Annotated in this window: 29 protein-coding genes; 15 read left to right on the forward strand and 14 right to left on the reverse strand. The window is 71.3% G+C overall.

Annotated features, from left to right (window positions below; translation table 11 throughout):
* Nucleotides 1-68: 68 nt before the first annotated feature.
* Both HB662_RS08525 and HB662_RS08530 read left to right on the forward strand, forming a co-directional pair.
* Entirely contained in the window at nt 69-3056 is a 2988-nt protein-coding gene (locus HB662_RS08525) for a Calx-beta domain-containing protein (protein WP_168049165.1), read from the forward strand.
* 143 nt (nt 3057-3199) lie between these two features.
* The gene (locus tag HB662_RS08530) at nt 3200-3598 is read left to right on the forward strand and encodes a hypothetical protein (protein WP_168049167.1); all 399 of its coding nucleotides are present in this window, start codon (nt 3200-3202) and stop codon (nt 3596-3598) included.
* A 10-nt stretch (nt 3599-3608) separates the two neighbouring features.
* Here the strand turns inward: HB662_RS08530 and HB662_RS08535 are convergent, their stop codons facing one another.
* Nucleotides 3609-4448, reverse strand: coding sequence for a transglutaminase family protein (locus HB662_RS08535; RefSeq protein ID WP_168049169.1), 840 nt, complete (start codon nt 4446-4448; stop codon nt 3609-3611).
* Nucleotides 4449-4451: 3 nt separating this feature from the next.
* Nucleotides 4452-4838: a histidine triad nucleotide-binding protein gene (locus HB662_RS08540; protein WP_168049171.1), complete on the reverse strand. Its 387-nt coding sequence runs from the start codon at nt 4836-4838 to the stop codon at nt 4452-4454.
* A gap of 149 nt (nt 4839-4987) precedes the next feature.
* On the opposite strand from HB662_RS08540, the gene HB662_RS08545 reads away from it, so the two are divergent.
* Complete coding sequence (locus HB662_RS08545; RefSeq protein WP_168049173.1) at nt 4988-5614, forward strand: hypothetical protein; 627 nt, start codon at nt 4988-4990, stop codon at nt 5612-5614.
* Nucleotides 5615-5624: 10 nt separating this feature from the next.
* Here the strand turns inward: HB662_RS08545 and HB662_RS30050 are convergent, their stop codons facing one another.
* The 8 genes from HB662_RS30050 to hisB form a co-directional block, all read right to left on the reverse strand.
* The gene (locus HB662_RS30050) at nt 5625-6311 is read right to left on the reverse strand and encodes a phosphoribosyl-ATP diphosphatase (RefSeq protein ID WP_168049175.1); all 687 of its coding nucleotides are present in this window, start codon (nt 6309-6311) and stop codon (nt 5625-5627) included.
* Nucleotides 6311-7081 carry an imidazole glycerol phosphate synthase subunit HisF gene (gene hisF / locus HB662_RS08555; RefSeq protein WP_168049177.1) on the reverse strand — a complete coding sequence of 257 codons (771 nt, stop codon included), beginning with the start codon at nt 7079-7081 and terminating at the stop codon, nt 6311-6313. The genes HB662_RS30050 and hisF overlap by 1 nt, the downstream gene beginning before the upstream one ends.
* A 111-nt stretch (nt 7082-7192) precedes the next feature.
* Entirely contained in the window at nt 7193-7414 is a 222-nt protein-coding gene (locus tag HB662_RS08560; RefSeq protein WP_168049179.1) for a hypothetical protein, read from the reverse strand.
* A 6-nt stretch (nt 7415-7420) separates the two neighbouring features.
* Nucleotides 7421-8146 (reverse strand): 1-(5-phosphoribosyl)-5-[(5-phosphoribosylamino)methylideneamino]imidazole-4-carboxamide isomerase, encoded by a 726-nt coding sequence (gene hisA, locus HB662_RS08565; RefSeq protein ID WP_171970229.1) that lies wholly within the window; start codon nt 8144-8146, stop codon nt 7421-7423.
* Nucleotides 8147-8156: 10 nt separating this feature from the next.
* Complete coding sequence (locus HB662_RS08570) at nt 8157-8738, reverse strand: GNAT family N-acetyltransferase (protein ID WP_168049181.1); 582 nt, start codon at nt 8736-8738, stop codon at nt 8157-8159.
* Nucleotides 8735-9400, reverse strand: a complete 666-nt coding sequence (hisH, locus tag HB662_RS08575; protein WP_168049183.1) for an imidazole glycerol phosphate synthase subunit HisH — start codon at nt 9398-9400, stop codon at nt 8735-8737. Before hisH ends, HB662_RS08570 begins: the two co-directional genes overlap by 4 nt.
* On the reverse strand, nt 9397-9795 hold the full coding sequence (locus tag HB662_RS08580) for a DUF2628 domain-containing protein (protein WP_168049185.1): 399 nt from the start codon (nt 9793-9795) through the stop codon (nt 9397-9399). Before HB662_RS08580 ends, hisH begins: the two co-directional genes overlap by 4 nt.
* A 1-nt stretch (nt 9796) precedes the next feature.
* Complete coding sequence (hisB, locus tag HB662_RS08585) at nt 9797-10393, reverse strand: imidazoleglycerol-phosphate dehydratase HisB (RefSeq protein ID WP_168049187.1); 597 nt, start codon at nt 10391-10393, stop codon at nt 9797-9799.
* 178 nt (nt 10394-10571) lie between these two features.
* On the opposite strand from hisB, the gene hslV reads away from it, so the two are divergent.
* The 8 genes from hslV to HB662_RS08625 all read left to right on the forward strand — a co-directional run bounded on the left by hslV (nt 10572) and on the right by HB662_RS08625 (nt 16151).
* Nucleotides 10572-11150 carry an ATP-dependent protease subunit HslV gene (gene hslV, locus HB662_RS08590; protein ID WP_168049189.1) on the forward strand — a complete coding sequence of 193 codons (579 nt, stop codon included), beginning with the start codon at nt 10572-10574 and terminating at the stop codon, nt 11148-11150.
* Nucleotides 11147-12463: an ATP-dependent protease ATPase subunit HslU gene (gene hslU / locus HB662_RS08595; RefSeq protein ID WP_168049191.1), complete on the forward strand. Its 1317-nt coding sequence runs from the start codon at nt 11147-11149 to the stop codon at nt 12461-12463. The genes hslV and hslU overlap by 4 nt, the downstream gene beginning before the upstream one ends.
* 112 nt (nt 12464-12575) lie before the next feature.
* Complete coding sequence (locus HB662_RS08600; RefSeq protein ID WP_168049193.1) at nt 12576-12800, forward strand: AbrB/MazE/SpoVT family DNA-binding domain-containing protein; 225 nt, start codon at nt 12576-12578, stop codon at nt 12798-12800.
* Between the two features lie 13 nt (nt 12801-12813).
* Nucleotides 12814-13203, forward strand: a complete 390-nt coding sequence (locus HB662_RS08605; protein WP_168049195.1) for a type II toxin-antitoxin system death-on-curing family toxin — start codon at nt 12814-12816, stop codon at nt 13201-13203.
* 18 nt (nt 13204-13221) lie between these two features.
* Nucleotides 13222-14043: an EcsC family protein gene (locus HB662_RS08610; RefSeq protein WP_168049197.1), complete on the forward strand. Its 822-nt coding sequence runs from the start codon at nt 13222-13224 to the stop codon at nt 14041-14043.
* A gap of 91 nt (nt 14044-14134) precedes the next feature.
* The gene (locus HB662_RS08615) at nt 14135-14770 is read left to right on the forward strand and encodes an AzlC family ABC transporter permease (RefSeq protein ID WP_168049199.1); all 636 of its coding nucleotides are present in this window, start codon (nt 14135-14137) and stop codon (nt 14768-14770) included.
* Entirely contained in the window at nt 14767-15090 is a 324-nt protein-coding gene (locus HB662_RS08620) for a hypothetical protein (RefSeq protein ID WP_168049201.1), read from the forward strand. Before HB662_RS08615 ends, HB662_RS08620 begins: the two co-directional genes overlap by 4 nt.
* A gap of 56 nt (nt 15091-15146) precedes the next feature.
* Nucleotides 15147-16151, forward strand: a complete 1005-nt coding sequence (locus HB662_RS08625) for a PAS domain-containing sensor histidine kinase (RefSeq protein ID WP_168049203.1) — start codon at nt 15147-15149, stop codon at nt 16149-16151.
* Here HB662_RS08625 and HB662_RS08630 read toward each other — a convergent pair.
* Nucleotides 16136-16987: an amidohydrolase family protein gene (locus HB662_RS08630; RefSeq protein ID WP_168049205.1), complete on the reverse strand. Its 852-nt coding sequence runs from the start codon at nt 16985-16987 to the stop codon at nt 16136-16138. The two genes, HB662_RS08625 and HB662_RS08630, sit on opposite strands and share 16 nt — an antisense overlap.
* An 83-nt stretch (nt 16988-17070) precedes the next feature.
* On the opposite strand from HB662_RS08630, the gene HB662_RS08635 reads away from it, so the two are divergent.
* A complete protein-coding gene (locus tag HB662_RS08635; protein WP_342449468.1) occupies nt 17071-18081 on the forward strand; it encodes an NAD(P)-dependent oxidoreductase in 1011 nt (336 codons plus the stop codon).
* A gap of 125 nt (nt 18082-18206) precedes the next feature.
* Nucleotides 18207-18935 (forward strand): 2-oxo acid dehydrogenase subunit E2, encoded by a 729-nt coding sequence (locus HB662_RS08640; RefSeq protein WP_168049207.1) that lies wholly within the window; start codon nt 18207-18209, stop codon nt 18933-18935.
* Here HB662_RS08640 and HB662_RS08645 read toward each other — a convergent pair.
* From HB662_RS08645 to HB662_RS08655, 3 genes are all read right to left on the reverse strand, one after another.
* Complete coding sequence (locus HB662_RS08645) at nt 18919-20055, reverse strand: MFS transporter (RefSeq protein WP_168049209.1); 1137 nt, start codon at nt 20053-20055, stop codon at nt 18919-18921. The genes HB662_RS08640 and HB662_RS08645 overlap by 17 nt on opposite strands.
* Before the next feature lie 79 nt (nt 20056-20134).
* Nucleotides 20135-21334 carry a 23S rRNA (adenine(2503)-C(2))-methyltransferase RlmN gene (gene rlmN / locus HB662_RS08650; protein WP_342449469.1) on the reverse strand — a complete coding sequence of 400 codons (1200 nt, stop codon included), beginning with the start codon at nt 21332-21334 and terminating at the stop codon, nt 20135-20137.
* Nucleotides 21335-21338: 4 nt separating this feature from the next.
* The gene (locus tag HB662_RS08655) at nt 21339-21872 is read right to left on the reverse strand and encodes an invasion associated locus B family protein (protein WP_245185492.1); all 534 of its coding nucleotides are present in this window, start codon (nt 21870-21872) and stop codon (nt 21339-21341) included.
* Nucleotides 21873-21968: 96 nt separating this feature from the next.
* On the opposite strand from HB662_RS08655, the gene HB662_RS08660 reads away from it, so the two are divergent.
* A complete protein-coding gene (locus tag HB662_RS08660; protein ID WP_168049213.1) occupies nt 21969-23219 on the forward strand; it encodes a class I SAM-dependent methyltransferase in 1251 nt (416 codons plus the stop codon).
* A gap of 14 nt (nt 23220-23233) precedes the next feature.
* Nucleotides 23234-23743 carry a YdcF family protein gene (locus HB662_RS08665; protein WP_168049215.1) on the forward strand — a complete coding sequence of 170 codons (510 nt, stop codon included), beginning with the start codon at nt 23234-23236 and terminating at the stop codon, nt 23741-23743.
* The last annotated feature ends 61 nt before the right edge of the window (nt 23744-23804 follow it).

Raw genomic sequence — 23804 nt, forward strand, 5'->3', positions numbered from 1 at the left:
ATCCGTCTGGATTGCCGCCGTCGAACGAGCCCGTTATCATTTCGTAAATTTCCGGGAACGGTTCGGTCGTGTCGCAACGCAATCCCTACTGGACACCCCTCCAGGCCCTGTCGGCGCGGGCCGCCTTCGATACCACCAACACCTTCCTGACCTTCAGCCCCACCCCCTGGCAGTCCACCCATGAGGGGGAGGCCGTGGCGCGCGATGCCATCAACGCCACGATGGGCTTCGACATGATGCACGTGCGGCTGGAGCTTGGCGCGGCCTATGATTTCCGCTCCTTCGGCAACGCAGCGACCGAGCTCGCCATCTTCGATTCGTCTGGATACCTGCTGCTGTCCTTCGATTCCGATGATTACGGCCTGAGCGGCGGCATCGACACGATCCTGGACTTCCTGCCGAGCTACACCGGCACCCACTACCTCGCCATCGGCTATCTCGGCGGGGGCGGGGGCAGCTACGAGGTCATCGCGACCGAGGATCTCCATGCGGATGGCTTCAACGGCCCGCCAAAGGCGCTGACCGTCAATCCGGTGCCGACGCAGCGGAGCGAGGGCGACTACGGCTGGACCGATTTCCACGTCACCGTCGACCGCAGCGGCGACCTCAGTGGCAGCGTCGCCGCCACCTGGCGGATCACCGGCCGCGGCGACAACCCCGCCGATGCCGGCGATTTCGAAAGCACCTTCGGCACGGTCCGCTTCGCCGCTGGCGAGAGCAGCAGGATCATCACGCTGCGGATCAAGGCCGACATCGCGGTCGAGGCGGATGAGACCTTCACGGTCACGCTCAGCGACCTGACCCCCGGCTTCCTGCTGCTGAACGCCACGGTCCAGGGCACCATCTTCGATGACGATGCCAACGCGATCCTGCTGGACGTCTTCCCGGACGTTCCCCGGCAGCCGGAGGGCAGCGCGGATGGCGTGACGGCGATCAGCTTCACCATCCAGCGCAGCGGCGGGCTGGACCGGGCGGTGACGGTACCATGGACCACGATCGGCAGCCTCGACGCCGCAGATTTCGTGGGCGGCGTGGCGCCCGAGGGCATCCTGAGCTTCGCGCCGGGTGAAACGACGCAGCGCGTCACGGTGCAGGTGCGGGCCGACCGGGACCATGAGCCGGACGAGACCGTGGCCATCTGGCTGTGGTCCCTGCCGACCGGCGTGCACCGGGGCGAGGTGATCCGCGAGGCCATCATCGCCAATGACGATGCGCCGCCGCCCAGCTTCAGCCTGGTCGGCGATACGATGATTCGGGAAGGCAATGGCGGCGGCGACGCGCCCCGCTTCGGCATCCGGCGCGGGGGCGACGCCTCCGCCACGCAGACCGTCACCTGGACCCTCGCGCCCTGGTCCCATGACTACCCCTCCCTCGACGCCGGGGATTTCGAGGCCGGCGTGCTGCCCTCCGGCAGCGTCACCTTCGCGCCGGGCGAAACCTGGAAGCCCATCACGCTCGGCATCCGCCAGGACCGGGTGTGGGAGGCGGATGAGCAGTTCCTCCTCAGCCTCGGCGAGGCGCCCGCCGGCAGCACGATCCAGGATGGCGTGGTCCTGGGCACGGTCCTCAACGACGACAGGCAGCCCGCGCGGGTCACGGCCGATTTCGGCGACGCCCTCCGCGAAGGCACGGGGTCCGGCGTGGTTGCGCGGCGCATCACCCTGACGCGTGAATCGCCACTCGACACGCAAAGCCGGGTCGGATGGTCCGTGCTGGGCGGCAGCGCCCCGCATCTGGCCGATGCCGCCGACTTCCTGAACGGTATCCTGCCCTCCGGCGTCGTCGTCTTCGCGCCGGGCGAGACCAGCAGGACCGTGACGATCCGCACCCTGCGGGATGCGACGCCGGAGCAGGACGAGACGTATCAGCTCGTGCTGCAGGACCTCGATACCGGCGTCGAGATGGACCAGGCCTGGCTCTGGATCACCGACGACGACACGCCGGCCACGACCTACACGATCAGCCCGGCCACCAGCGCCCTGGCCGAGGGTTCCGGCTCGGGTGTCAGCGTGCATGTCTTCACCGTGACCCGCCAGGGCGACCTTTCCGAGGCCGACGAGATCGCCTGGTCGGCGCGGGGCCATGGCGCCAATCCGGCGGATGCGGCGGATTTCCAGAATGGCGTGCTGCCCGGCGGGCGCATCCTTTTCGCCGCCGGCCAGTCGGAGCAGACGCTGAAGGTACGGGTGCTGCGCGACCTGGTGGCGGAGGCCGATGAGGGCTTCGCCGTCACCCTGGCCCCCGGCAATGGCCTGCCCGGCGCCACGGCCACCGCAACCATCCGCAATGACGAGCCGCAGCCGGCGGCCCCGGTGCCCCGCTTCGACCTGGCGCTGTCCGCCGCGGTGCGGGAGGGCACGGGCAACGGCGTGGTAGTGCATACCGCGACCCTGACGCGCGATGCGGGGCTGGACCAGCCCGCCCGCATCGCCTGGAGCGCGGCGGGACATGGCGCGGCACCGGTGGAGGCCGCGGATTTCCAGAACGGCGTGATGCCTTCGGGCATCTTCGTCTTCGCCCCGGGCGAAGCCAGCCAGTCGGTCAGGATCCGCACCCTCCGCGACCGGGAGGTGGAGGCGGATGAAAGCTTCACCCTGCAATTGCGGAACCTCGATACCGGCGCCGTCCTGTCGCCGGATACGGGTGGCGGCGCCATCACGCTGATCGACGACGACACCGGCTACCGGATCACGCCAACCAGCACCGCGCTTGCGGAAGGCACCGGCGTCGGCGTCAGCGTCCATGTCTTCACGGTCACGCGGCTGGGCGACGCCTCGGCCGCTTCCAGCCTCACCTGGTCCGCCGCCGGCAGCGGCGCCAACCCGGCCGATGCGGCGGATTTCCTCGGCGGGGTGCTGCCGGGCGGCCGGCTGGTCTTCGCGGCCGGCGAGACCAGCCAGACGGTCAAGCTGCGCGTGCTGCGCGATGCGCTGGCGGAGGCGGATGAGGGCTTCCTGCTGCGCCTGCCGGGCGTCAGCGCGACGGGCCTGATCCTGGACGACGATACCGCCCGGCTCGCCGCCAGCACCGCCGCCGACCTGCATCTGCTGGGCTGACGGCGCCCGCCCGGATCGGCCTGCCGCCGCGGACCCAGGCAGCCCCTATGTTCGCGATCGAAACTGCTACATCGACCGTGCCGCAGCGACCGGACAGACTGTGCAGGCAAGGCAACCCTGACCACCGAGGAAGAAACCAGATCATGCGTAAGATCACGATGACCGGCCTGCTGATCGGCAGCCTCGCCACCCTCGCGCCTGGCATGGCCTCCGCCCAGGCCGCCTACACCTGGCAGGGCCCGACCCTGCTCTCCGCCGGCAACACCATGAATGGCTGCCGCCTGCGGACGCCGCTGGCCACCCATTCCGGCAGCCTGGGGCTGAGCAACATCTTCCTGACCGTCCGCAACGACGGCCAGCACCCGGTCCGCATCACCGCCAATGTGGAGCTGTCGGGCAACAACAGCCGCAAATCCGGCCCCATCAGCTCCGGCGTGATCCCGGCCGGCGGCCAGGCCTCGATCCAGACCATGACGCCGGGCGGCTCGACGCGGGACGGCACGACGCTGCGGGTGACCTTCACCAGCTGCGCGCCCGCCTGAGCAGGCGCCCTCAATTCAGGCGCTGGCGCAGCTCCTCCAGCAGGCCGCGCACCCGCGTGGCCTGCAGCCCCTGCGGCACCAGTTCCAGGAATCGCTCCAGCGCCGCGATGGCCGCACCGATCCGGTCCAGGCGCTGGTGCATCAGCCCGGCCTCCCGCCATAGCGGCGCGGCATCGGGGGCGATGCGCAGCATGTCCTCGGTACAGGCCACCGCGCCGGGCAGGTCGCCGTCACGCAGGCGGCGCACCTTGATGTTGTTCTGCAGCCGCAGCAGCACGGCGCGCTTGTCCATCGGCGCCAGGGTGGCTGGGCCGAGTTCCGCCTGCTCGCCCGCGAAGCGCTTCAGGGTGGCGCGCAGCTCCCGCGCCTCCATCGCCTGGCCGCCGGCGAAGACATCCACCACCACCTTGCCCCGGCCGGCCAGCGCAATCAGGAAATGGCCCGGGAAATCCACGCCATGCGCCTCCCACCCCGCCGCTTCCGCCGCGTGCAGCCAGAGGATGCCGAGCGCCACGGGCAGGCCGCGGCGACGATCCATCACCCGCAGCAGATTGGCATTGGCCAGGTCGTCATAGGTGTCGCCATCGCCGCCATAGCCGAAGCGGCCATGGATCACCTCGGCCAGCACCGCGCGGCGGCGGGCGACATCGCCGGCATCGGCGTCCCGGTCCGCGGCGGCGGCCTGCACTGCCTCCCGCGCCAAGGCGGTGAGGTGCTCGGCGCCGGCCCGCCAGTCGAGCTCCGGCGCATCCAGCCGCGCGAGCTGCAGCGCCGCCGCGGCGATGTCGATTTCGAGATCGGGCAGGCTGCCCACCGCGACCAGCGCCGCGCGCGCCTCCGCCAGGCTCACGCCTCAGCCCGCCGCGGCCGGGACCATGCGGCCGAGGCGCCTGCCGGCAAAGATATGGACATGGAAATGCGGCACCTCCTGCCCGGCATCCTCGCCCATGTTGGACAGGATGCGGTAGCCCTTCTCCTCCAGCCCCAACGCCTTGGCGACGGTCCCGACGGCACGCCAGAAGCCCGCAATCTCCGCATCGCTGGCATTCGCGGCGAAATCCGCCTGGCTGACATAGGCCCCCTTGGGGATCACCAGCACATGCACCGGCGCCTGCGGGTTGATGTCGTGGAAGGCGAGCGCGAAGTCATCCTCATGCACCGCCTTGGCCGGAATCTCGCCGCGCAGGATGCGGGCGAAGATATTGGCGGGGTCGTAGGGCGGCAGGCCGGTCACGCGCATTTCCGTCAGGCTCCCGAGGCTTCGTGCCCCTGTTCTGGCGAGGCGGCGGCGCCGGCGCAAGCAGCCGCGCCACGCCGCGCGCCGGGTCGTGAGGTGCGGCCGTGCGTCGTCGCCGGATAGGTTGCGTCTCCCCATTGGAGCTTGCCGCCATGTCGCGACGGATGATCCTGAGCTTGATCCGGGGCCTCACCCTGCTCAGCGCCCTGGTGGTGCTGGCGCAGGGGGTGGTGCTGGCGCAGGGGGCGGCCCTGGCGCAGGGAAAGCAGCCGGTCGCCGAGGGCGGCGCCAAGCGGAACGCACGGGCCGAGCCACCACAGGCCAGCCAGCCGGCGCAGGCCAGCCCGGCGCCGCAGGCCAGCCAGCCGCCGCAGGCCAGCCAGCCGCCGCAGGCCAATCCGGCGCCGGGCGCCGAACCGGGATCGGGCGGCCTGCCGCTGCAGCGCGGCTTCTATGTCAGCGCGGACACACCCTGCAGCCGCGCCTCCAACGCCACGCTGCTGCTGCTGCGCCGCAACGGCATCGGCGGCGCGCGCGACTTCTGCGAATTCCGCTCCATCACCCCCGCCGGGCCCAGCCGCTACAGCGTGACGCAGGCCTGCGGCGCGCTGGGCGTGCCCGAGGATTCCGAGGCCGTGACGGTGATCTACGAAGTCACGGGCCGCACCCGCTTCCGCCGGATCAGCCCCAGCGGCTTCGCCTATGCCGCCCGCTTCTGCCCCCAGCGCAACCTGCCGGCGCCCTGGCGGAACAACGACATCCGCGACGCGGTGCAGTAGCGGCGGCGCGTCACGGCAGCTTGGTGGTGTTCGCCGCCCGCACCAGCGACTTCGGCCGCGCCGCCTTTTCCGCGATGCCGGAGATGCCCTGGCGGCGGGCCAGTTCGGCCCAGACCTCCTCCGGTGCGATCCCCGCATCCACCCAGACGACGACCAAGTGATACAGCAGATCGGCGCTTTCCAGCACGGTGGCGGCGCGGTTGCCCAGCGTCGCCTCGATGACGCACTCCACCGCCTCCTCGCCCAGCTTCTGCGCCACCTTGGCGGTGCCGCGCGCCAGCAGCCGGGCGGAGTGGGAGATGGCGACATCGCCGGCGGCGCGGCGGGCTTCCACCGTCTGCCACAGCGCATCCAGGATCGCGGCCTCGGCGCCCGCCACCCGGAACGGCTCCAGCGCGCCGGCGCCGGCGGCCATCGCACGCGGCCGGGCCAGCATCTGCGGCGCCGGGATGGACTGGGGCAGCGGCAGCGTGGCGGCAAGGCGGGCGGATTTGCGCCGCGCCTTGTCGGCTTTCAGCTTCGGCTCCGCCTTGGGCTTCAACTTCGGCTCCGCCTTGGGCTGCAGCTTCGGGTCCACCTTCGGCTTGGCCTCCGCCTTCGGGGCCGGCTTGGCCTTGGCATCCTTGGGCTTCACGCCCTTGGCCTTGCTACCCTTCGCCGCCGGCCGCGCTGCCTGCCGCTTCACCGTCTTGACCATCAAACCGCCTCCGCCAGGGGCCGCACGGGCAGCCCGGCGGCTTCCAGTGCCGCCTTCGCCTCGCCGATCCGCATCTGGCCGTAATGAAAAACACTGGCCGCCAGCAGCCCGGTTGCACCGGCCCGTGCGCCATCGACGAAATGCTGCGCCTCCCCCACCCCGCCGGAGGCGACGAGGGGCAGCCGCACCGCCGCCCGCACCGCGCGCAGCAGGTCCAGGTCGAAGCCGGCCCGGGTGCCGTCGCGGTCCATCGAGGTCAGCAGGATCTCCCCGGCGCCGCGCTGCTCCGCCTGCCGGCACCATTGCACCGCATCGATGCCGGTGCCGCGGCGGCCGCCATGGGTGAAGACCTCCCAGCCGCCCTTGCCGTCGCCCCGCGCATCCACCGCGACGACGATCGCCTGGCTGCCGAAGGCCTCCGCGCCCCGCGTCACCAGCGCCGGATCGGCGACGGCGGAGGAATTGATGGAGATCTTGTCGGCCCCGGCCAGCAGAAGGCGGCGCATATCCTCCACGCTGCGGACACCGCCGCCGACGGTCAGCGGGATGAACACCTGCGCCGCGGTACGGGAGACGACATCGAGGATGGTGTCCCGCCCCTCATGCGAGGCGCCGATGTCGAGGAAGGTGACCTCATCCGCGCCTTCCCGGTCGTAGATGCGGGCCTGCTCGACCGGGTCGCCGGCATCACGCAGTTCGAGGAAATTGACGCCCTTGACGACGCGGCCGTCCTTCACGTCCAGGCAGGGGATCACACGCAGGGCCAGCACCGGCAGCACTCCGGAGGGGGACGGGGGACAAATTCCCGACATGTCGCTTGCCGCACCGGCCGGTGGCTGCGGCGGCGCGAGACCTGTGATTGCGGCGCGAGGGCGCTGCGGTCAAGTCATGGTGATGCGGTGCAGCAGTTCCGCCAGCAGCCAGGCGGCGAGGCCGAAGCCCAGCAGGCCCTGCACGTCCGGGTTCCGCAGCAGCGCCGCCGGACCCGCATCGCCCGTCCAGGGCGGCTGCCGCCGCAGCAGGCGCAGGCCGAGCCGGACGCCGAGCCAGGCGGCGAGCACGGCGCAACCCGCCCAGGCCAGTTCCAGCGCCGTGACCAGCACGCCGCGCTAGATCGCCAGTTGCAGCGCCACGGCCGGGTCCACCCGGCCATCATACAGCGCCCGCCCCAGGATGGCGCCGGCCACCACGCCATCCGCCTTCAGCGCCACGATGTCGTCGGTGGACGCCACGCCGCCCGAGGCGATGACCGGAATCGGCACCGCGCGCGCCAGCGCCGCCGTCGCCGCTACATTCACGCCGGTCAGCATGCCGTCGCGGGCGATGTCGGTGTAGATGATGGCGCAGGCGCCGCTATCGGCGAAGCTGGTGGCGAGGTCCGTCGCGGTGGTGCCGCTGGTCTCGGCCCAGCCCTCGGTCGCCACGAAGCCGTCCCGCGCATCGATGCCGAGCGCGACGCGGCCCGGAAAGGCGCGGCAGGCGGCGCGGGCGAAATCCGGGTCCTTCACCGCGGCCGAACCCAGGATGATGCGGGTGACGCCGGCCGAGAGCCAGGCTTCCGCCGTCGCCATGTCCCGGATGCCGCCGCCCAGCTGTACCGAAAGCCCCGGCACCGCCGCGATGATGGCCTGCACCGCGCTGGCATTGGCGGGCTTGCCGGCGAAGGCACCGTCAAGGTCCACCACATGCACCCAGCCGAAGCCGGCACGGGCGAAATCCGCGGCCTGCGCCGCCGGGTCCGCATTGTAGATGGTGGCCTGCGCCATGTCGCCGCGCTTCAGCCGAACCACCTGCCCGGCCTTCAGGTCGATGGCCGGGTACAATGTCAGTCCCATGGGAAGTCCCTTATCTGGCGCCGATCAGGCTGCCCGTGGAGCGGCCGCGGCCGGGCTCCAGCAGCTTGTGGTAGAAATGCCCGGCGACGGTGCGGCCATCGACCCGCGCATAGGCCGGGTGGGTGCCCCAGCGCGTGTAGCCCAGCGCCTCGAACAGCGCGATGGCGCTTTCCTGCGTCTCCCGCACGTCCAGGTTCAGCACGCGCAGCCCGGTGGCGGCGGCCTGTTCCTCCACCCTGTCCACCAGCATGCGCGCCAGGCCGAAGCCACGCGCATAGGGGGCGATGTAGGCATGGGTCAGCTGGGCGGCGAAGGCCTGCGCCTCGTTGTTGCGGGGTGGGCGGACCAGCTGCGCGCTGCCGACCACGGTGCCGTCGAGCCGGGCGATGAACAGGGTGCGGTCCGGCACCAGCAGCACGCCCTTGAAATGCCGCGCCAGCGCGGCGCGATCCTGGCTTGTCACCCAGCCGAAGCCGCCACCCTCGATGATGGCGGCGTTGGTCGCCTCGCACAGATCGGCCAGGTCATGCGGGGTGAGCGCGGTCGCCACCTCCACCGCCATGGCGGGCTTGCCGGCGCGCAGCGTGCTCATGCCGCCGTCTCCGGCTTCCAGCGCAGGAAATTGGCCAGGATGCGCAGCCCGACCAGGCTGCTTTTCTCCACATGGAACTGCGTGCCGGCCATGTTGTCCCGCCCGACGATGGCGGCGACCGGGCCACCATAGGTCGTGCTGGCCAGAAGCTGCGCCGGGTCGCCGCCGGCCAGCGCGTAGGAATGCACGAAATAGGCATGCAGGCCGGGGCGCAGCCCCTCCAGCAACGGATGCGAGGGCTGCGCCAGCTCCAGCCCGTTCCAGCCCATCTGCGGCAGCGGCAGCGCGGCGCCATCCGGCCCGCGCGGGTCCATCGGCGCGATCTCGCCCCTGATCCAGCCGAGGCCGGGGGTGGTGCCATGCTCCAGGCCGCGCTCGGCCATCAGCTGCATGCCGACGCAGATACCGAGGAAGGGTTTTCCCGACTCGATCACCGCGTCCTGCAGGGCGTCTACCATGCCCGGCAAGGCGTCGAGGCCCCGTCGGCAGGCGGCGAAGGCGCCCTGGCCGGGCAGCACGATACGGTCGGCGTCCCGCACCTCGGCGGCATCCGTGGTCACGACGGCCTGCGCCTGCCGGCCGGATTCGGCAATCACCCGCTCCAGCGCCCGCAGCACGGAGGCGAGGTTGCCCGAGCCTGGATCGACGATCGCGATCTTCATGGCGCCGTCCGGATCAGGTCGGGCCGCTGCTGCATCAGGCGGAACCAGGCGATCTCGGCATCCGGTGCCGCCACCACGGCCGCCATGGGCTGGCCACCGCGGGCCAGGCGGGCACGCAGCCGGTCCCGCGCCTCAAAGCCGGCCAGCACATGCAGGGCGGGCACGGCGATGGCGGCGAGCGATTCCGGCAGCAGCAGGCTGGCGGCGACGGTCAGCACCAGGAAGCCCGCGGCCTCCCACCACAGGCGATGCCAGGCGAACCAGAGCGGGCCGAGCACGGTGGCCCAGAAGGAGAAACCCTCCTTCACCAGCACCGGCGGGCGGGCCTTCGGCTCCGGCCAGCCTTCGGGGCCCGGCGGCGGGGGGGCTTCGGCGTGGACGGTGAAGAGCCTCATCTCAGCCCTCCAGGGAGCCCTTGGTGGACGGAATTTCCCCGAGTGTCCGCGGATCCGCCTCAATCGCCATACGGAGCGCACGAGCCACGGACTTGAAACAGGCCTCGGCGACATGGTGCGCGTTGCTGCCGGCTTTCAAGGTGACATGCAGGGTGATGCCGGCGTTGAAGGCGAAGGCGCGAAAGAATTCCTCGACCAGTTCGGTGTCGAAGGTGCCGATCTTGGGACGCTGGAAGGGCACGGACCAGGCCAGGAAGGGGCGGCCGGAGATGTCGATCGCGGCTTCGGCCAGCGCCTCATCCATCGGCAGCAGGCATTGGCCGTAGCGGCGGATGCCGCGCTTGTCGCCCAGCGCCTGGCGTAGCGCCTGGCCCAATACGATGCCCACATCCTCGACCGTGTGGTGGTCGTCGATATGCAGGTCGCCCTTCGCCGCCACCATCAGGTCCATCAGCGAATGGCGCGCGAGGGCGTTCAGCATGTGGTCGAAGAAGCCGACTCCGGTCGCGACATCGGCGCTGCCGCGGCCATCCAGGTCCAGCGTCAGGCGGATATTCGTTTCCGAGGTGGCGCGGGCGATTGTGGCTTGGCGCGTCATGGGCGCTGCACTAGCCGATAGGGCCGGCGGGGTCCACGTCTTCGGCGCGGGCCTTCGGCACGCGGCTTCGGCGCGCAGCTTCAGCACGGGGCTTCGGCGGGGGGCGCCGAGGCAGGGTTGCAACAGGCGCCGGTCGCCCCCGCTTGCCGCGGGCCATGCCGCGCGCCATCTGGGCGGCATGCACGCGACACACGCACCGAATTCATCCGGTCACGACCCATTGGGCTGGCACGGCACCACCATTCTCTGCGTCCGCAAGGACGGACGCGTCGCCATGGCCGGCGATGGCCAGGTCTCGCTCGGGCAGACCGTGGTCAAGGGCAATGCCCGCAAGGTCCGCCGCATCGCCCAGGGCAAGGTCCTGGCCGGTTTCGCCGGCGCCACGGCGGATGCCTTCACCCTGCTCGAACGCCTGGAAGCCAAGCTGGAGCGCTTCCCGGACCAGCTCGAACGCGCCTGCGTTGAGCTCGCCAAGGATTGGCGCACGGATCGCTACCTGCGGCGGCTGGAGGCGCTGCTGGCCGTCGCCGACGGCAAGCGCAGCCTGCTGCTGACCGGCCAGGGCGATGTGCTGGAGCCGGAGGACGCCATCATCGGCATCGGCTCCGGCGGCAACTACGCGCTGGCCTCGGCCCGCGCCCTGCTGCCGGTAGATGGGCTGTCCGCCGAGGAGATCGCGCGGCGGTCCATGGCTATCGCCGCCGGCATCTGCGTCTACACCAATGGCAACATCGTTCTTGAAATGATTGAATCGTGACGGAAACGGTAAACCTGTCCCCCCGGGAAATCGTCTCGGAGCTGGACCGCCACATCGTCGGCCAGAATGACGCCAAGCGCGCCGTGGCCATCGCACTCCGCAACCGCTGGCGGCGCCAGCAGCTTCCCAGTGGCCTGCGGGAAGAGGTGGTGCCGAAGAACATCCTGATGATCGGCCCGACCGGCTGCGGCAAGACGGAAATCGCCCGCCGCCTGGCGCGGCTCGCCAACGCCCCCTTCCTGAAGGTGGAGGCCACGAAGTTCACCGAGGTCGGCTATGTCGGCCGCGACGTGGAAAGCATCATTCGCGACCTCATCGAGGTTTCGATCACTCAGACCCGCGACCAGTCCCGCAAGGCCGTGCAGGCGAAGGCCGAGCTGAACGCGGAGGAGCGGCTGGTGACCGCGCTGGTCGGCGAGGGCGCGGCCGGCGAAACGCGACAGAAATTCCGCCGCATGCTGCGCGAAGGCAGCCTGGAGACGCGGGAGATCGAGGTGCAGGTGGCCGAGCAGCCCGCCGCCATCGGCATGATGGACATGCCCGGCATGCCCCCGCAGATGGGCAACATGCAGGAGATGTTAGGAAAAATGTTCGGCGGGCGGACGAAGCCGCGCAAGATGCAGGTGGCGGAGGCGCGCCAGCACCTGATCAAGGACGAGGCCGACAAGCTGCTGGACCAGGAGGCGCTGAACCGTGAGGCGATCTCGAACGCCGAGAACAACGGCATCGTCTTCATCGACGAGATCGACAAGGTGTGCGCCCGTACCGGCGAAGGCGGCGTGCGCGGCGGCGACGTGTCCCGCGAAGGCGTGCAGCGGGACCTGCTGCCGCTGATCGAGGGCACCACCGTCACCACCAAGCATGGGCCGGTGAAGACGGACCACATCCTGTTCATCACCTCCGGCGCCTTCCACCAGGCCAAGCCGAGCGACCTGCTGCCCGAATTGCAGGGCCGCCTGCCGATCCGCGTGGAGCTCTCCGCCCTGACGCGGGAGGATTTCCGGCGGATCCTGACGGAGCCGGAGCACTCGCTGGTCAAGCAGTACATCGCGCTGCTGGGGACGGAGGGCGTGACGCTCGACATCACCGAGGGCGCGACGGACGCGATCGCGGACCTGGCCGCCGAAATCAACGCAACCGTCGAAAACATCGGCGCCAGGCGGCTGGCGACGGTGATGGAGCGGCTGCTGGACGAGATCTCCTTCACCGCTTCGGACCGGGGCGGGGAGAGCATCTCGGTGGATGCCGAGCTGGTACGAACCCGCGTGGCGCCGCTGGCGGGGAATGCGGATCTGTCGAAGTTCATCCTGTAGGGGACGGCGGCAAAATATCGCAAACGCATATGCATTTGCTGGAATTGCTGGATACGGTGAGTTATAACTTCCGTTGACACGCCAGCTCCGCTGGCGGACGATGGAGGCATGCATGGCAACCCTCAAGCTGCGGGCGATCGGCAATTCGGTCGGCGTCGTCCTGCCGAAGGACGTGCTCTCGAAGCTCGACCTTCGGGAGGGCGACACGCTGCACGTGGTGGACAGCCCGGACGGCATTCGCCTGAAGCGCGCCGATCCGGAGTTCGAAAGGCAGATGGAAGAAGCCCGCGCGGTGATGCGCCGCCGGCGTGCGGTGCTGCGCGAACTCGCCAAGTGATTGGGTCCAGGTGATGGCGGACATCACCTGGATCACCCTCGACGTCGCCCTCGCCGTCCATGAGGAACAGATCGCGGAACATGGTGGTGGGGAAGGCCTCCGGGATCCCGGCCTGCTCGAAAGCGCGCTCGCCCGACCGCTGAACCTTGCGGCCTATGAGGCGGCGGACCTTCCTGCCCTTGCCGCGGCGCTTGGCTACGGCATCGCCCGCAACCATCCCTTCGTCGATGGCAACAAGCGCACCGCATTTGTGGCCGTCGAGACTTTTCTCGGACTCAATGGATTGGACCTGACAGCGGATGACGCAAACTGCGTCCTCACCGTGTTGTCAGTCGCAGCGGGTGACATGTCCGAGGGTGACTTCGCGATTTGGCTGCGTGCCCATACCGAAGCGCGGCCCTGACACCCCATATCCCCCTCCATGTCCGTCACAATCGCCCCCCCGCCCCCCGATATCCTTCCGCCCGACGCCCGCGCCGAGTTGGCGCGCGCCGTGGCGCAGCTGGAGGATGTGTCCCTCGCCGCGCGCTTCTCGGCCGCCATCGGCACGCCGATCGAGGCGCTGAAGAACCGGCTGCCCGGCGCCGCCCAGGTCATGCTGGATGGCGCGGTGAAGCGCGCTTTGGCCTCCGCCATGCAGGCGGCGCTGAAGGCGCAGCCCTCGGCCAATCCCACGCCCCTTTCCGCCACCTGGTTCCATCGCGGACTGGCCGCGGCGGCCGGCGCGGCGGGGGGCGCCTTCGGGCTGCCCGGCACGCTGGTGGAACTGCCGGTTTCCACCACGCTGCTGCTGCGCCAGATCGCGGCCGTCGCGGAAGCGAATGGAGAAACACTGGGCGACCCGCTGATCGCCGCGGAATGCCTGAAGGTCTTCGCCCTCGGCGGCCGGGACAAGCGGGATGACGCCGCCGAATCCGGCTATTTCGCCGTGCGCCTGGCACTGGCGGAGGCGCTGAAAGGCGCCGTCGGCAAGGGCATGGCCGGCGCGCTGCTGCCCGGCTTCCTCGGCACCATCGCGGCACGCTTCGGCGGGCCGGTGGCGTTGAAGCTCTCGGCCCAGGCGGCGCCGGTGATCGGCGCGGCGGCCGGCGCCGCGGTGAACATCGCCTTCCTCGAGCATTTCCGCGGCATCGCCGAGGGCCACTTCACGGTTCGCCGGCTGGAGCGGCTGCACGGCAAGGTGGCGGTGAAGGCGGCCTATCAGGAACTGGCCACGCAGCGCGACGCCCGCTTCATGGGGTGACCTGGAGGGCCTGACGCGCCACTGTGCCGGCATGGCAGCGGGCGCTTCACGGCAGGGATTCGCACAGGCGCTCGGCGCCCCGGCGCTGGCCATGGGCGCCACCTTCCTGGCCTTCGGCGCCGCGGTGGCGGAAGCCGGGTTGAGCCTGCCCTGGGCCCTGCTGTGCACCGGCGCGGTCTATGGCATGGCCGGGCAACTCGTCCTGCTGCAGGTGGCGGCGGGGGGCGGCGCCGCGATGCCGGCCACCATCGCCGCGACCGCCGCCAATGCACGCTTCCTGCCGATGGCGGTGGCCATCGCGCCGCTGCTCGGGCGGGCCGGCCGGCGCTGGTGGGCGCTGCCCTTCATCGCCATCACCCCCTGGGCCGCCGGCATGCGGGTGCTGCCATCCCTGCCGGAGGCGGCGCGGCTGCCCTGGTTCATGGGCTTCGCCGTGGCGACCTGGTCCGCCGCCATGCTGACGACGGCCGCCGGGCACCTGGCCGCGCCGCTGCTGCCGCCCGCCTTCCGCGCCGCGTTGCTATTCGCCAACCCGCTGTATTTCGCCCTGCTGCTGGCCGCCGATGCGGCGCGGCCCGGCGTTGCACCGGCACTGCTGGCGGGCGTGCTGGCGGCGCCGCTGGCCTATGTGGTGGGTGGCGCCTGGGGTCTGCCGCTGGCCGGGCTGCTGGGCGGCAGCCTCGCCTTCCTGTGGCTTCGCCGCCCTGCTCGCCTGCCTCGCGGATGAGCCAGGCGGATTGGGCGCTGGCGCTCACCATCGGCATTGGCGTGGCGCTGCGCGGGCTCGGGCTGCTGCTGGGTGGAGCGTTGCGGCCGGACCATCCGGGCATCGCCTGGGCCTCCGCCGTTTCCGTCGCCACGCTGGCCGCCTTCGTCACCCTCGCCATCGCGGCGCCGGCCGGGCTGCTGGCCACCGTGCCGCTGGCGGCGCGGCTGGCGGGGCTGGCCGGGGGTGGCCTGGCCTTCTGGCTGCTGCGCGGCCGCCTGCTACCGGCCATGGCAGTTGGGCTGGCCGCACTGTCCTTGGCCCGGAACTGGACAGGATGATACACTAAATCGTGAAGTGGCGGGGAAGGCACCAGGCTGCAACAGACGGCGCCCGAATGATCGGCTTCGACCTGGGCTCCGAGGCCGGGCGCGAACGCGCGCGGCTGGCGATGGAAAATTTCGGCATCGCCTTCTTCGAATCCAGCATGGCCAGTGGGCTGGTGGTGGTCACCCCCAACGCCTTCGCCATGTTCGGCCTGCCGGTGCCGCCGCAGATGCCGGTGCGGCGCACCGGCTTCTGGGAATGCTACCACCCCGAGGATCTGGAGGTCGCACGCGCCACCTTCGAGTCCGATCTGCGGGGCGAGCGGGATCGCGACATCTATTGCGAGCGCGTCCGCATCATCCGCCAGACGGATCGCGCGATCCGCTGGATCGAGTTCCTCGGCCGCATGTTCGGCCCGCCCGGCGCGCGCACCCACATCGTCGGCATGCTGCGCGACGTGACAGAGCAGGCCGAGGCCGAGGCCCGCCGCTGCCTGCTGGTGCGGGAGGTGAATCACCGCGCCAACAACACGCTGTCCGTCGTGCAGTCCCTGCTGCGGCTGACCCAGGCGCAGGACGTACCGGACTACAAGCAGCGGCTGGAAAGCCGCATCCTGTCCCTGGCCCGCACCCAGTCGCTGGTGGACCAGGCGGCGCAGAACTCCGCCGCCTTCGCGCTGCTGATCGCCTCCGAACTCGCCGCCTATCGCGACCACATCATCGTGGACGCCGACCAAGTGCCGGACCTCACGGCCAGCGCGGTGCAGCCCGTGGCGATGATTTTGTACGAAATGGCAACCAATGCCGCCAAGCACGGCGCCTTCGCCACGGCCGCGGGCCAGGTGCGAATCGACGCGGCCGCGCGGGGGGCGGAGGTGGTGCTGCACTGGGTGGAAGAGGCTGGGCCACCGATCTCGGCACCGCCGCAGCGCCGGGGAACCGGCATGGCCGTGATCCATTCCCAGATCCGCCGGCTGGGCGGCACGCTGGCGCTGGACTGGGCACCGGCTGGGCTGGTGGCGGAACTGCGCGTTCCGCAGCTGAACTGGATCGGCCCGGCTCAGGCGAAGCCGTAGAGCCGCGCCGGGTTGTCCACCAGGATCGCCCGCCGCTGCGCAGCATCCGGTGCCCAGTCGGCCAGCAGGTCGAGCAGCGCGGAATCGTCCGGGATGGTGGTGGCGTTGGGATGTGGCCAGTTGGTACCCCAGACCATCCGCTCCGGCGCCGCCGCCGCCAATGCACGCGCAAGCGGCGCCACCGCCTGCGGCCGCGCCTGGTCCAGGCTATAGGGGGAGGACAGCTTCACCCAGCCACGCCCGGCCTGCACCAGGTCCATCACCACGCCCCAGGCCGGATGCGCCGCCCAATCCACCAGCGGCAGCTGCGCGAAATGGTCGAACACCACCGGGCAGGGCGCGGCGCGCAGCACCGGCGCGAGTTCGGCGATCTGACCGGCGCTGGCGAAAACCTGCATGTGCCAGCCGAGATCCGCCATGCGCCGGGCCAGCGGCGCGACATCCGCCAGCCCCAGGGGGATGCCCTGCACCAGGTTGGCCCGCGCGCCGACCACGCCGGCCGCCGCCATTTCCCGCGCCGCCGCAGGCTCGAAATCGGGCCGCACAACCGCCACCATGCGGGCGCGGTCCGGGCCGGCCTCGCGCAGCGCCGCCAGATGCAGGCTGTTGTCCAGGCCATAGCTGGAAGGCTGCACCAGCACCTGCCGCTGCACGCCGAGCCGCGCCAGCAGCCTGGCATGGTCTTCCAGCGTGGCGCTGCCATGTTCACGGCCACCCGGCACCACCGGCGCCGCCACGTCGTAGACATGGTGGTGGCAATCCACCGCGCCGGGCGGCACCGCCAGACGCGGCGGGGCCGTGGCTGCGGTAAAGAGAATTTTCTCGGCATGATCCATGCCGCATAGGCTACAGCCACAAGACCGGACGCCGGAAGTCTTGGCGGGCCCGAAGTCTTGGCTGAACGGAGGAACGGAACATCGTGCTGCGGGTATTCCTGACGCATACGCCGGAAATGCGCGGCGGCTACTACGCCGACGCCCCCTTGGCCGCGCTCCGCCAGGTGGCGGAGGTGACGCTGCACACCGGCGACACGCCGCTGTCCGGCGCCGCCCTGGCACGTGCCGCCGCCGGCTGCCACTGCATCGTGGCGGACCGCGCCACCGCCGGCACCGCGGAGACATTTGCCAATGCGCCGGACCTGCTGGCCTTCCTGCGGGTGGCGGTGGACATCTCCACCATCGATGTCCCCGCCGCCTCCGTCGCCGGGGTGCTGGTGACGCAGGCAACGCCGGGCTTCGTGGACAGCGTCGCGGAACTCGCCATCGGCATGATGATTGACCTGGCGCGCGGGGTTTCGCCGCTGGCCGGCGCCTATCACCAGGGCCATCCGCCCGGGTCCCGCATGGGCACGCAACTGTCCGAGAAGACGCTGGGCGTCATCGGCTGGGGCCGCATCGCGCGGCGGCTGGCAGCGCTGGCGCTGGCCTTCCGGATGCGGGTGCTGGTGCACGACCCCTACAACCCGCCCGGGGCGACGGAGGGCGTGCAGGCCGTGCCGCTGCAGCAGCTTCTGGCCGAGGCGGATTTCCTGGTCCCCCTGGCCGTCTCCACGCCGGAAACCCGCCATATCGTCGGCCCCGCCGCCTTCGCCGCGCTGAAGGACGGCGCCTTCCTGGTGAACCTGTCGCGCGGCGAATTGGTGGATGAGGCGGCGCTGGCCGCCGCGCTGGATGGCGGGCGCCTGCGCGGCGCCGCCATGGATGTCGGCAGCGCACCGGACCAGCGGCCGGACCCGGCGCTGGCCGCGCGGCCCAATGTGGTGGCCACCCCGCATATCGGCGGGCTGACGCCGGAGGCCGCGGAGCACCAGGCGATGGACACGGTCCGCCAGGTGGCCGCCATTGCCGCCGGCCGTATGCCGGATGGCGCCGTCAACGCCGAGACCGCGCAGCGCCTGCGCGGCTGGTGGCAGGCGCGGGTTGCCCGATGAGGTTGGGGCGATGTGGTTGGGCCGGTGTGGGTGGGCCGGTGTGGTTAGGCCGGTGTGGTTAGGCCGGTGAGGTCGAGAGCAGCACCGTGAAGCCGCGGCGCCTGCGACTTCCGCCCGGGCGGCAGATGATCGCGGATCTGTCCTGGGCGTCGCTGCGCGTGCCGCGCTGCACGCTGACGGCGCGGCTCGCCATCCCACGCGCCCTGGCGGCGCGGGCGGCGCTGCCGGCGCCGCGGCCACCCTGGACCATCCTGTTCACCAAGGCCTTCGCCCTGGCGGCGGAGAGCCAGCCGGCGCTGCGCCGCCTGCACGCGACCCTGCCCCGCCCGGTGCTGCTGGAGGCTCCGCACGCCATCGGCTGCATCGTGCTGGAGCGCGAGCATGAAGGGCAGGCGACGCTTGCCCTGGCGCGCTTCACCGAACCGCATGCCACGCCCCTGGCGCGGCTGGCGGCGCAGCTGCACCACGCCAAGACGGCGCCGCCCACGGAATGGCGCCACTTCCACCGCCTGCTGCGCTTCGCCCGCCTGCCCTGGCCGCTGCGCCGGCTGATGCTGCGCTGGGCGCTGGCCAGCGGCACGCCGCTGCTGCGCTATGGTGGCACCTTCGCCGTTTCCTCGCTCGGCAGCCGCCAGGCGGCGATCGTGGACAGCGTCAGCGTGCTGCCCTGCTTCCTGTCCTACGGTCCGATCGGCGCCGATGGCGGGGTGGAGGTGTTCCTGTCTTTCGACCATCGCGTGATGGACGGCGCCGATGGCGCCGCGGCGCTGGAGGGGCTGGAGCTGGCGATGGAATCGCTGGTGGCGGCGGAGCTGGCCGGCATGGCGATCCCGGCCCTCACCCCGGCGGAATGAGCGCGGCGCGGATCCAAATCGCCATCGCCACCACCCCGCATGCTGCCAGCAGGAAGGCCACGGTGAAGCCGGCGGCGACGATGATGCCGCCGAACACCACCGACCCCAGGCTCTGCCCCAGGAACAGCGCCATGGCGAAGGCGGCCACCGCGGTGCCGCGGGCTTCCGGCAGCGCCTCCGTCGCGCGCGCCTGCAGCACGCCGTGCAGCATGAAGAACAGCAGCCCCACCGCGCATTGCGCCACCGCCACCATCCACCAGGCCGTGGCCAGGGCGAAGACGCACAGAGCCACGGCGATGCCGATGCCACCCCACAGCACCAGCCGCCGCTCCCCCAGCCAGCGCAGCAGCCGCGCGGCGTTCTGGGTGTAGAGGAGCGAGCCAAGCCCGAAGCTGGCCGCCACCGCCCCGGCGCCGGCCGCCGACAATTCGAAGCGCTCGATCAGCAGGGACGCCAGGAAGGGGAAGGCGCCGCCGAACAGCAGGAAGCCGTTGGTGGCGGCCGCCAGCAGCAGCCGCCGCCCCGGCTTGCGTTCCAGGATGCGCAGGAAGCCGGACAGCCCGATGGTGCGGCCCGCCCCCTCCGGCGCGCGCCACAGCGCCGGGCCGAGGCGCAGCGCGAAGAACACCGTCATCCCCGCCGTCATCACGCCCAGCGCGAGGAAGGCGCTGCGCCAGCCGGCATATTCGGCCACCGCGCCGGAAAGCGGCGCGGCCAGAAGCTGCGACACCACCATGCCGGTCAGCAGCTGGCCGATCATCGCCTGGCGGTGCTCATAGGCCACCTGGTCGCCGATATGCGCCATCAGCAGGGGGATCACGGCCGCACAGGCAAAGCCACCCAGCACCCGCACCGTCAGCAGCGTGCCAAGTTCCCCGGCGAAGGCGGCGGCGACCTGGGTGCCGGCATACAGCGCCATGGAGACAGCCACGATCGGCATCTTGCCGAAGCGGTCGCCGAGCGGCCCCATGACCAGCTGGCCGACCCCATAGGCCAGCGCGAAGCCGCCGATCAGCGGCGCCACCGCGCCGAGGCCGACGTTGAATTCGCGTGCCAGCATGGGCAGCAGCGGGTCCAGCATCCGCATGCCGCAGCCGATGGTGAAGGCGGCCAGCGCCATCAGCCAGATGGGGGGATTGATGGCGGGCGCCGCGCCCTGCCGCGGAGCGGTGCTCAGGCCCGAATCCGCGGCGGGATGGTCACGCCGCGTCGGCCTTCACGCGACGCGCCCGCTCGCTATCCGTCTTCAACTGCCCGCAGGCGGCCGAGATGTCCCGGCCGCGCGGGCGGCGCACCGGGCTGGAATAGCCGGCGGCTTCCACAATCTCGGCGAAGGCGCGCACCGCGTCGCCGGTGCTGGTCTTGTAGGGGCTGCCGGGCCAGGGGTTGAACGGGATCAGGTTCACCTTGGCCGGCAGGCCCTTCAACAGCCGCACCAGCTCCCGCGCCTCGGCCGGGCTGTCATTCACGCCGCGCAGCATGACGTATTCGAAGGTGATCCGCCGCGCGTTGGAGGCGCCGGGATAGCGCCGGCAGGCCGCCATCAGCTCCTCGATCGGGTATTTCCGGTTCAGCGGCACGATCTGGTCGCGCAGCTCGTTGGTCACGGCGTGCAGGCTGACCGCGAGGTTCACGTTCAGCTCCGCCCCGCATTTGTCCATCATCGGCACGACGCCGGAGGTGGACAGCGTGATGCGCCGGCGGGACAGGGCGATGCCCTCATTGTCCATGACGATGCGCATCGCCTTGGCGGTGTTCTCGTAGTTATAGAGCGGCTCGCCCATGCCCATGACGACGATGTTGGACAGATGCCGCGCCGTGCCGTCCTTCGGGCTCGGCCATTCGGCGTAGCTGTCCCGCGCTGCCATGAACTGGCCGACGATCTCGGCCGCGCCCAGGTTGCGCACCAGCTTCTGCGTGCCGGTGTGGCAGAAGGTGCAGGAAAGGGTGCAGCCGACCTGGGTGGAGATGCAGACGGCGCCACGATCCTCATCCATCGAGGGGATGTAGACGGTCTCGACCTGCTGGCCGTCGCGGTAGCGGAACAGGAACTTGCGGGTGCCGTCGGTGCTGGTCTGCACCGCCGTCGCCTCCGGCCGCCCCACCACGAAGCGCTCCGCCAGCCTGCCCTGCATCGGCTTGGCAATGGACGGCATCTGCGAAAAATCGGTGACGCCCTGGTGGTAGATCCAGTGCCAGAGCTGCTTGGCGCGGAACGGCTTCTCGCCGATCGCCACCATCTCCGCCGCCAGTTCCTCGCGCGTCAGGCCCACCAGGTCGCGGCGGCCATCGGCCAGGGTGGCGGGGGGCGGGGCGAAGATCGCGGCCTTGGCCAGGATGCGTGCGCGCTCACCCTCGGACAGGTCTGATCCCGCCGGCTGGGGGGCGGTCTGGTTCACAGTATCAGCGGCGCCCGGCCGGGCATTCGCGGGAGATCGCCTCATAGGCCGCGGTGAAGCCGGACAGGGAGAAGGTATCGGTCACGGCGGCGCGGCCCGGGCCCGGGCTCTGCACCACCGCTTCCAGCCCGCCGCGGAAGGCGCTGATCAGGCCGGGGCTGCTCTGGAAGAAGGCGCTGGACTGCACCGTGCCGTAGCTGCGGAATTCGTTGCTGCCGACCGTCATCTCCACCGTCGCCTGGCGCGGCAGCGGCGTGCCGAGGGACACGGCAACCTGGTCGCGCCCCGCCGGGCGGTGCGTCACGGTCAGGGTGACGTTCTGGCGTGCCTGCGCCGCCGCGCCTTCGCCACGCTGGGCGCGGGTGAAGGCGTAGCAGACCTTCTGGCCGCCTTCCTGATGCGTCGCCGCCGTCCAGGCCTGATGTGTGCCCAGGCGCTGCGGCTGCGCGCGCTGCGCCTCCGCGGCAACGGGGATGACCAGCGCGGCGAGAAGGGGAAGAGCGATACGGACCATGCCCTGATAGATACGGCGCGGCATCCGCTGCGGCAACCCGGCATGACGCCCCCGGACCCGCGCCCCGGGTTACGCTAGCTTGCGTTCCGCGCGGCCCGCGCATGCTCTATGCAGGACGCGATGACCGCACGCGACGCCGCCGACACCCAACTCGCCGCCCAGTACGAGGCCTATCCCTATCCCGCGCGCGATGCGCGGGACGAGGCGAAGCGCCTGGTGATCGGCAGCCCCTCACACCTGCGGGAGATCGACCACTGGATCTTCGGCGGCCGGCGACCTGCCGGGCAGGCGCTGCGCGTGCTGATGGCCGGCGGCGGGTCCGGCGACGGCACCATCATGCTGGCGCAGCAGATGCAAAGCCTCGGAAGGCCGGGGCGGGTCACCTGGCTGGACCGTTCCGCCCAGGCGAAGCGGGTGGCCCAGGCGCGCGCGGCGGCGCGGGGGCTGGAGAATATCCGCTTCGAGGATGGTTCGCTGCTCGACCTGCCGGGCTCCGGCCTCGGGCCATTCGACTACATCGACTGCTGCGGCGTGCTGCACCACCTGCCGGACCCGGCGGCGGGGCTGGCGGCGCTGGCATCGGTGCTGGCGCCGGGCGGCGGGCTGGGCATCATGGTCTATGCGCCGCATGGCCGCACCGGCGTCTACATGCTGCAGGACGCGCTGCGCCTGCTGGCCCCGCCCGAGGACGCGCCCCCGGATCGGGTGGAGATCGCCAAGCGGCTGTGGAAACAGGTGCCGGAGACGGCCTGGCTGCGGAAGAACCCCTGGATCGACGACCACATCAAGGGCGGCGATGCCGGGCTCTACGACCTGCTGCTGAACCCGCGCGACCGTGCCTATTCCGTGCCGCAACTGGCCGAGCTGGTCGCCGGCGCCGGCCTGCGCATCGAATGCCTGGTGGAGCCGCTGCGCTACGACCCGGACAGCTACCTGGCCGACCCGAAGCTGCGCGCCCGGGCGCGGGGCCTGGACCCGGTCGCCCGCGCCGCGCTGGCGGAGGCGATCTGTGGCAACATGGGCATCCACATCGCCTACCTGACCCGCGCGGCGGAGCCGGTGCCGCCCCGCCCCTGGCAGGACGACGCCACCATCCCGGTGCTGCGGGAACTGGACGGCCCCACCCTGGCCCGCGCCCTGCGGCCGGATGGCGTCCTGCCGGTGACCTTCGACGGGCTGCGCGTGGCGGTGCCGCTGCCTCGTCTGGCGGCCGCGCTGCTGGCGCGCATCGATGGACGCACCGGCTGGGGCGAGATCCTGGACGGCGTTGTCGCGGCCGGCGCCAGCCGCGACCAGGCGCTGCGCGACCGCGATGCGCTGGTGCAGGCGATGGAGCGGATGAACCGGCTGCTGATCGCGGCCTCCGCCTGAGGCAGCAGCCCAACATGCCAGCCGCCATCGTCATCCTGGGCGCCGCGGTGCGGCCGGACGGCACGCCGAGCCCGGCGCTGCGCGCCCGCGTGCAGGCGGCCCGCGCCTGGGGCGAGCGGCAGATGCCGCCGGCCATCTACATCCCGACCGGCGCCATCGGCCGCCATCCGCCGGCCGAATGCGTGGCCATGGCCGCCATGCTGATGCAGGCCGGCGTGCCGGAGGACCGGATCCACCAGGAACCGACCGGCACCGATACCTTCTCCTCGGTGCTGGCCTGCGTCGCGCTGCTGCGGCGCATCGGCCATGTGGGGGAGGTGCGGGTGGCGACGCATCGCTACCACCTGCCGCGCAGCCTGCTGCTGTTCCGCCTGGCCGGCGTGCCGGCACGGGCGGTGCCGCCCCCGGCCGGCCCCGCCGAGACCGGCGAAAGGCGGCGCTGGTTCTGGCGGATGCGGGAAGTGCCGGCGCTGCCCTACGACGCCGCGCTGATGCTCTGGCAGAGGCTGCGCCGGAAACGCTGACGCATCCAGGCGCTGGGCGCCATGGCCGCATGGCCGGCGGGTTAATTCGCCGCCATCCGCC

It is taken from the genome of Falsiroseomonas frigidaquae (assembly GCF_012163145.1).
In the GTDB taxonomy this organism is placed as follows: Bacteria; Pseudomonadota; Alphaproteobacteria; order Acetobacterales; family Acetobacteraceae; genus Falsiroseomonas; species Falsiroseomonas frigidaquae.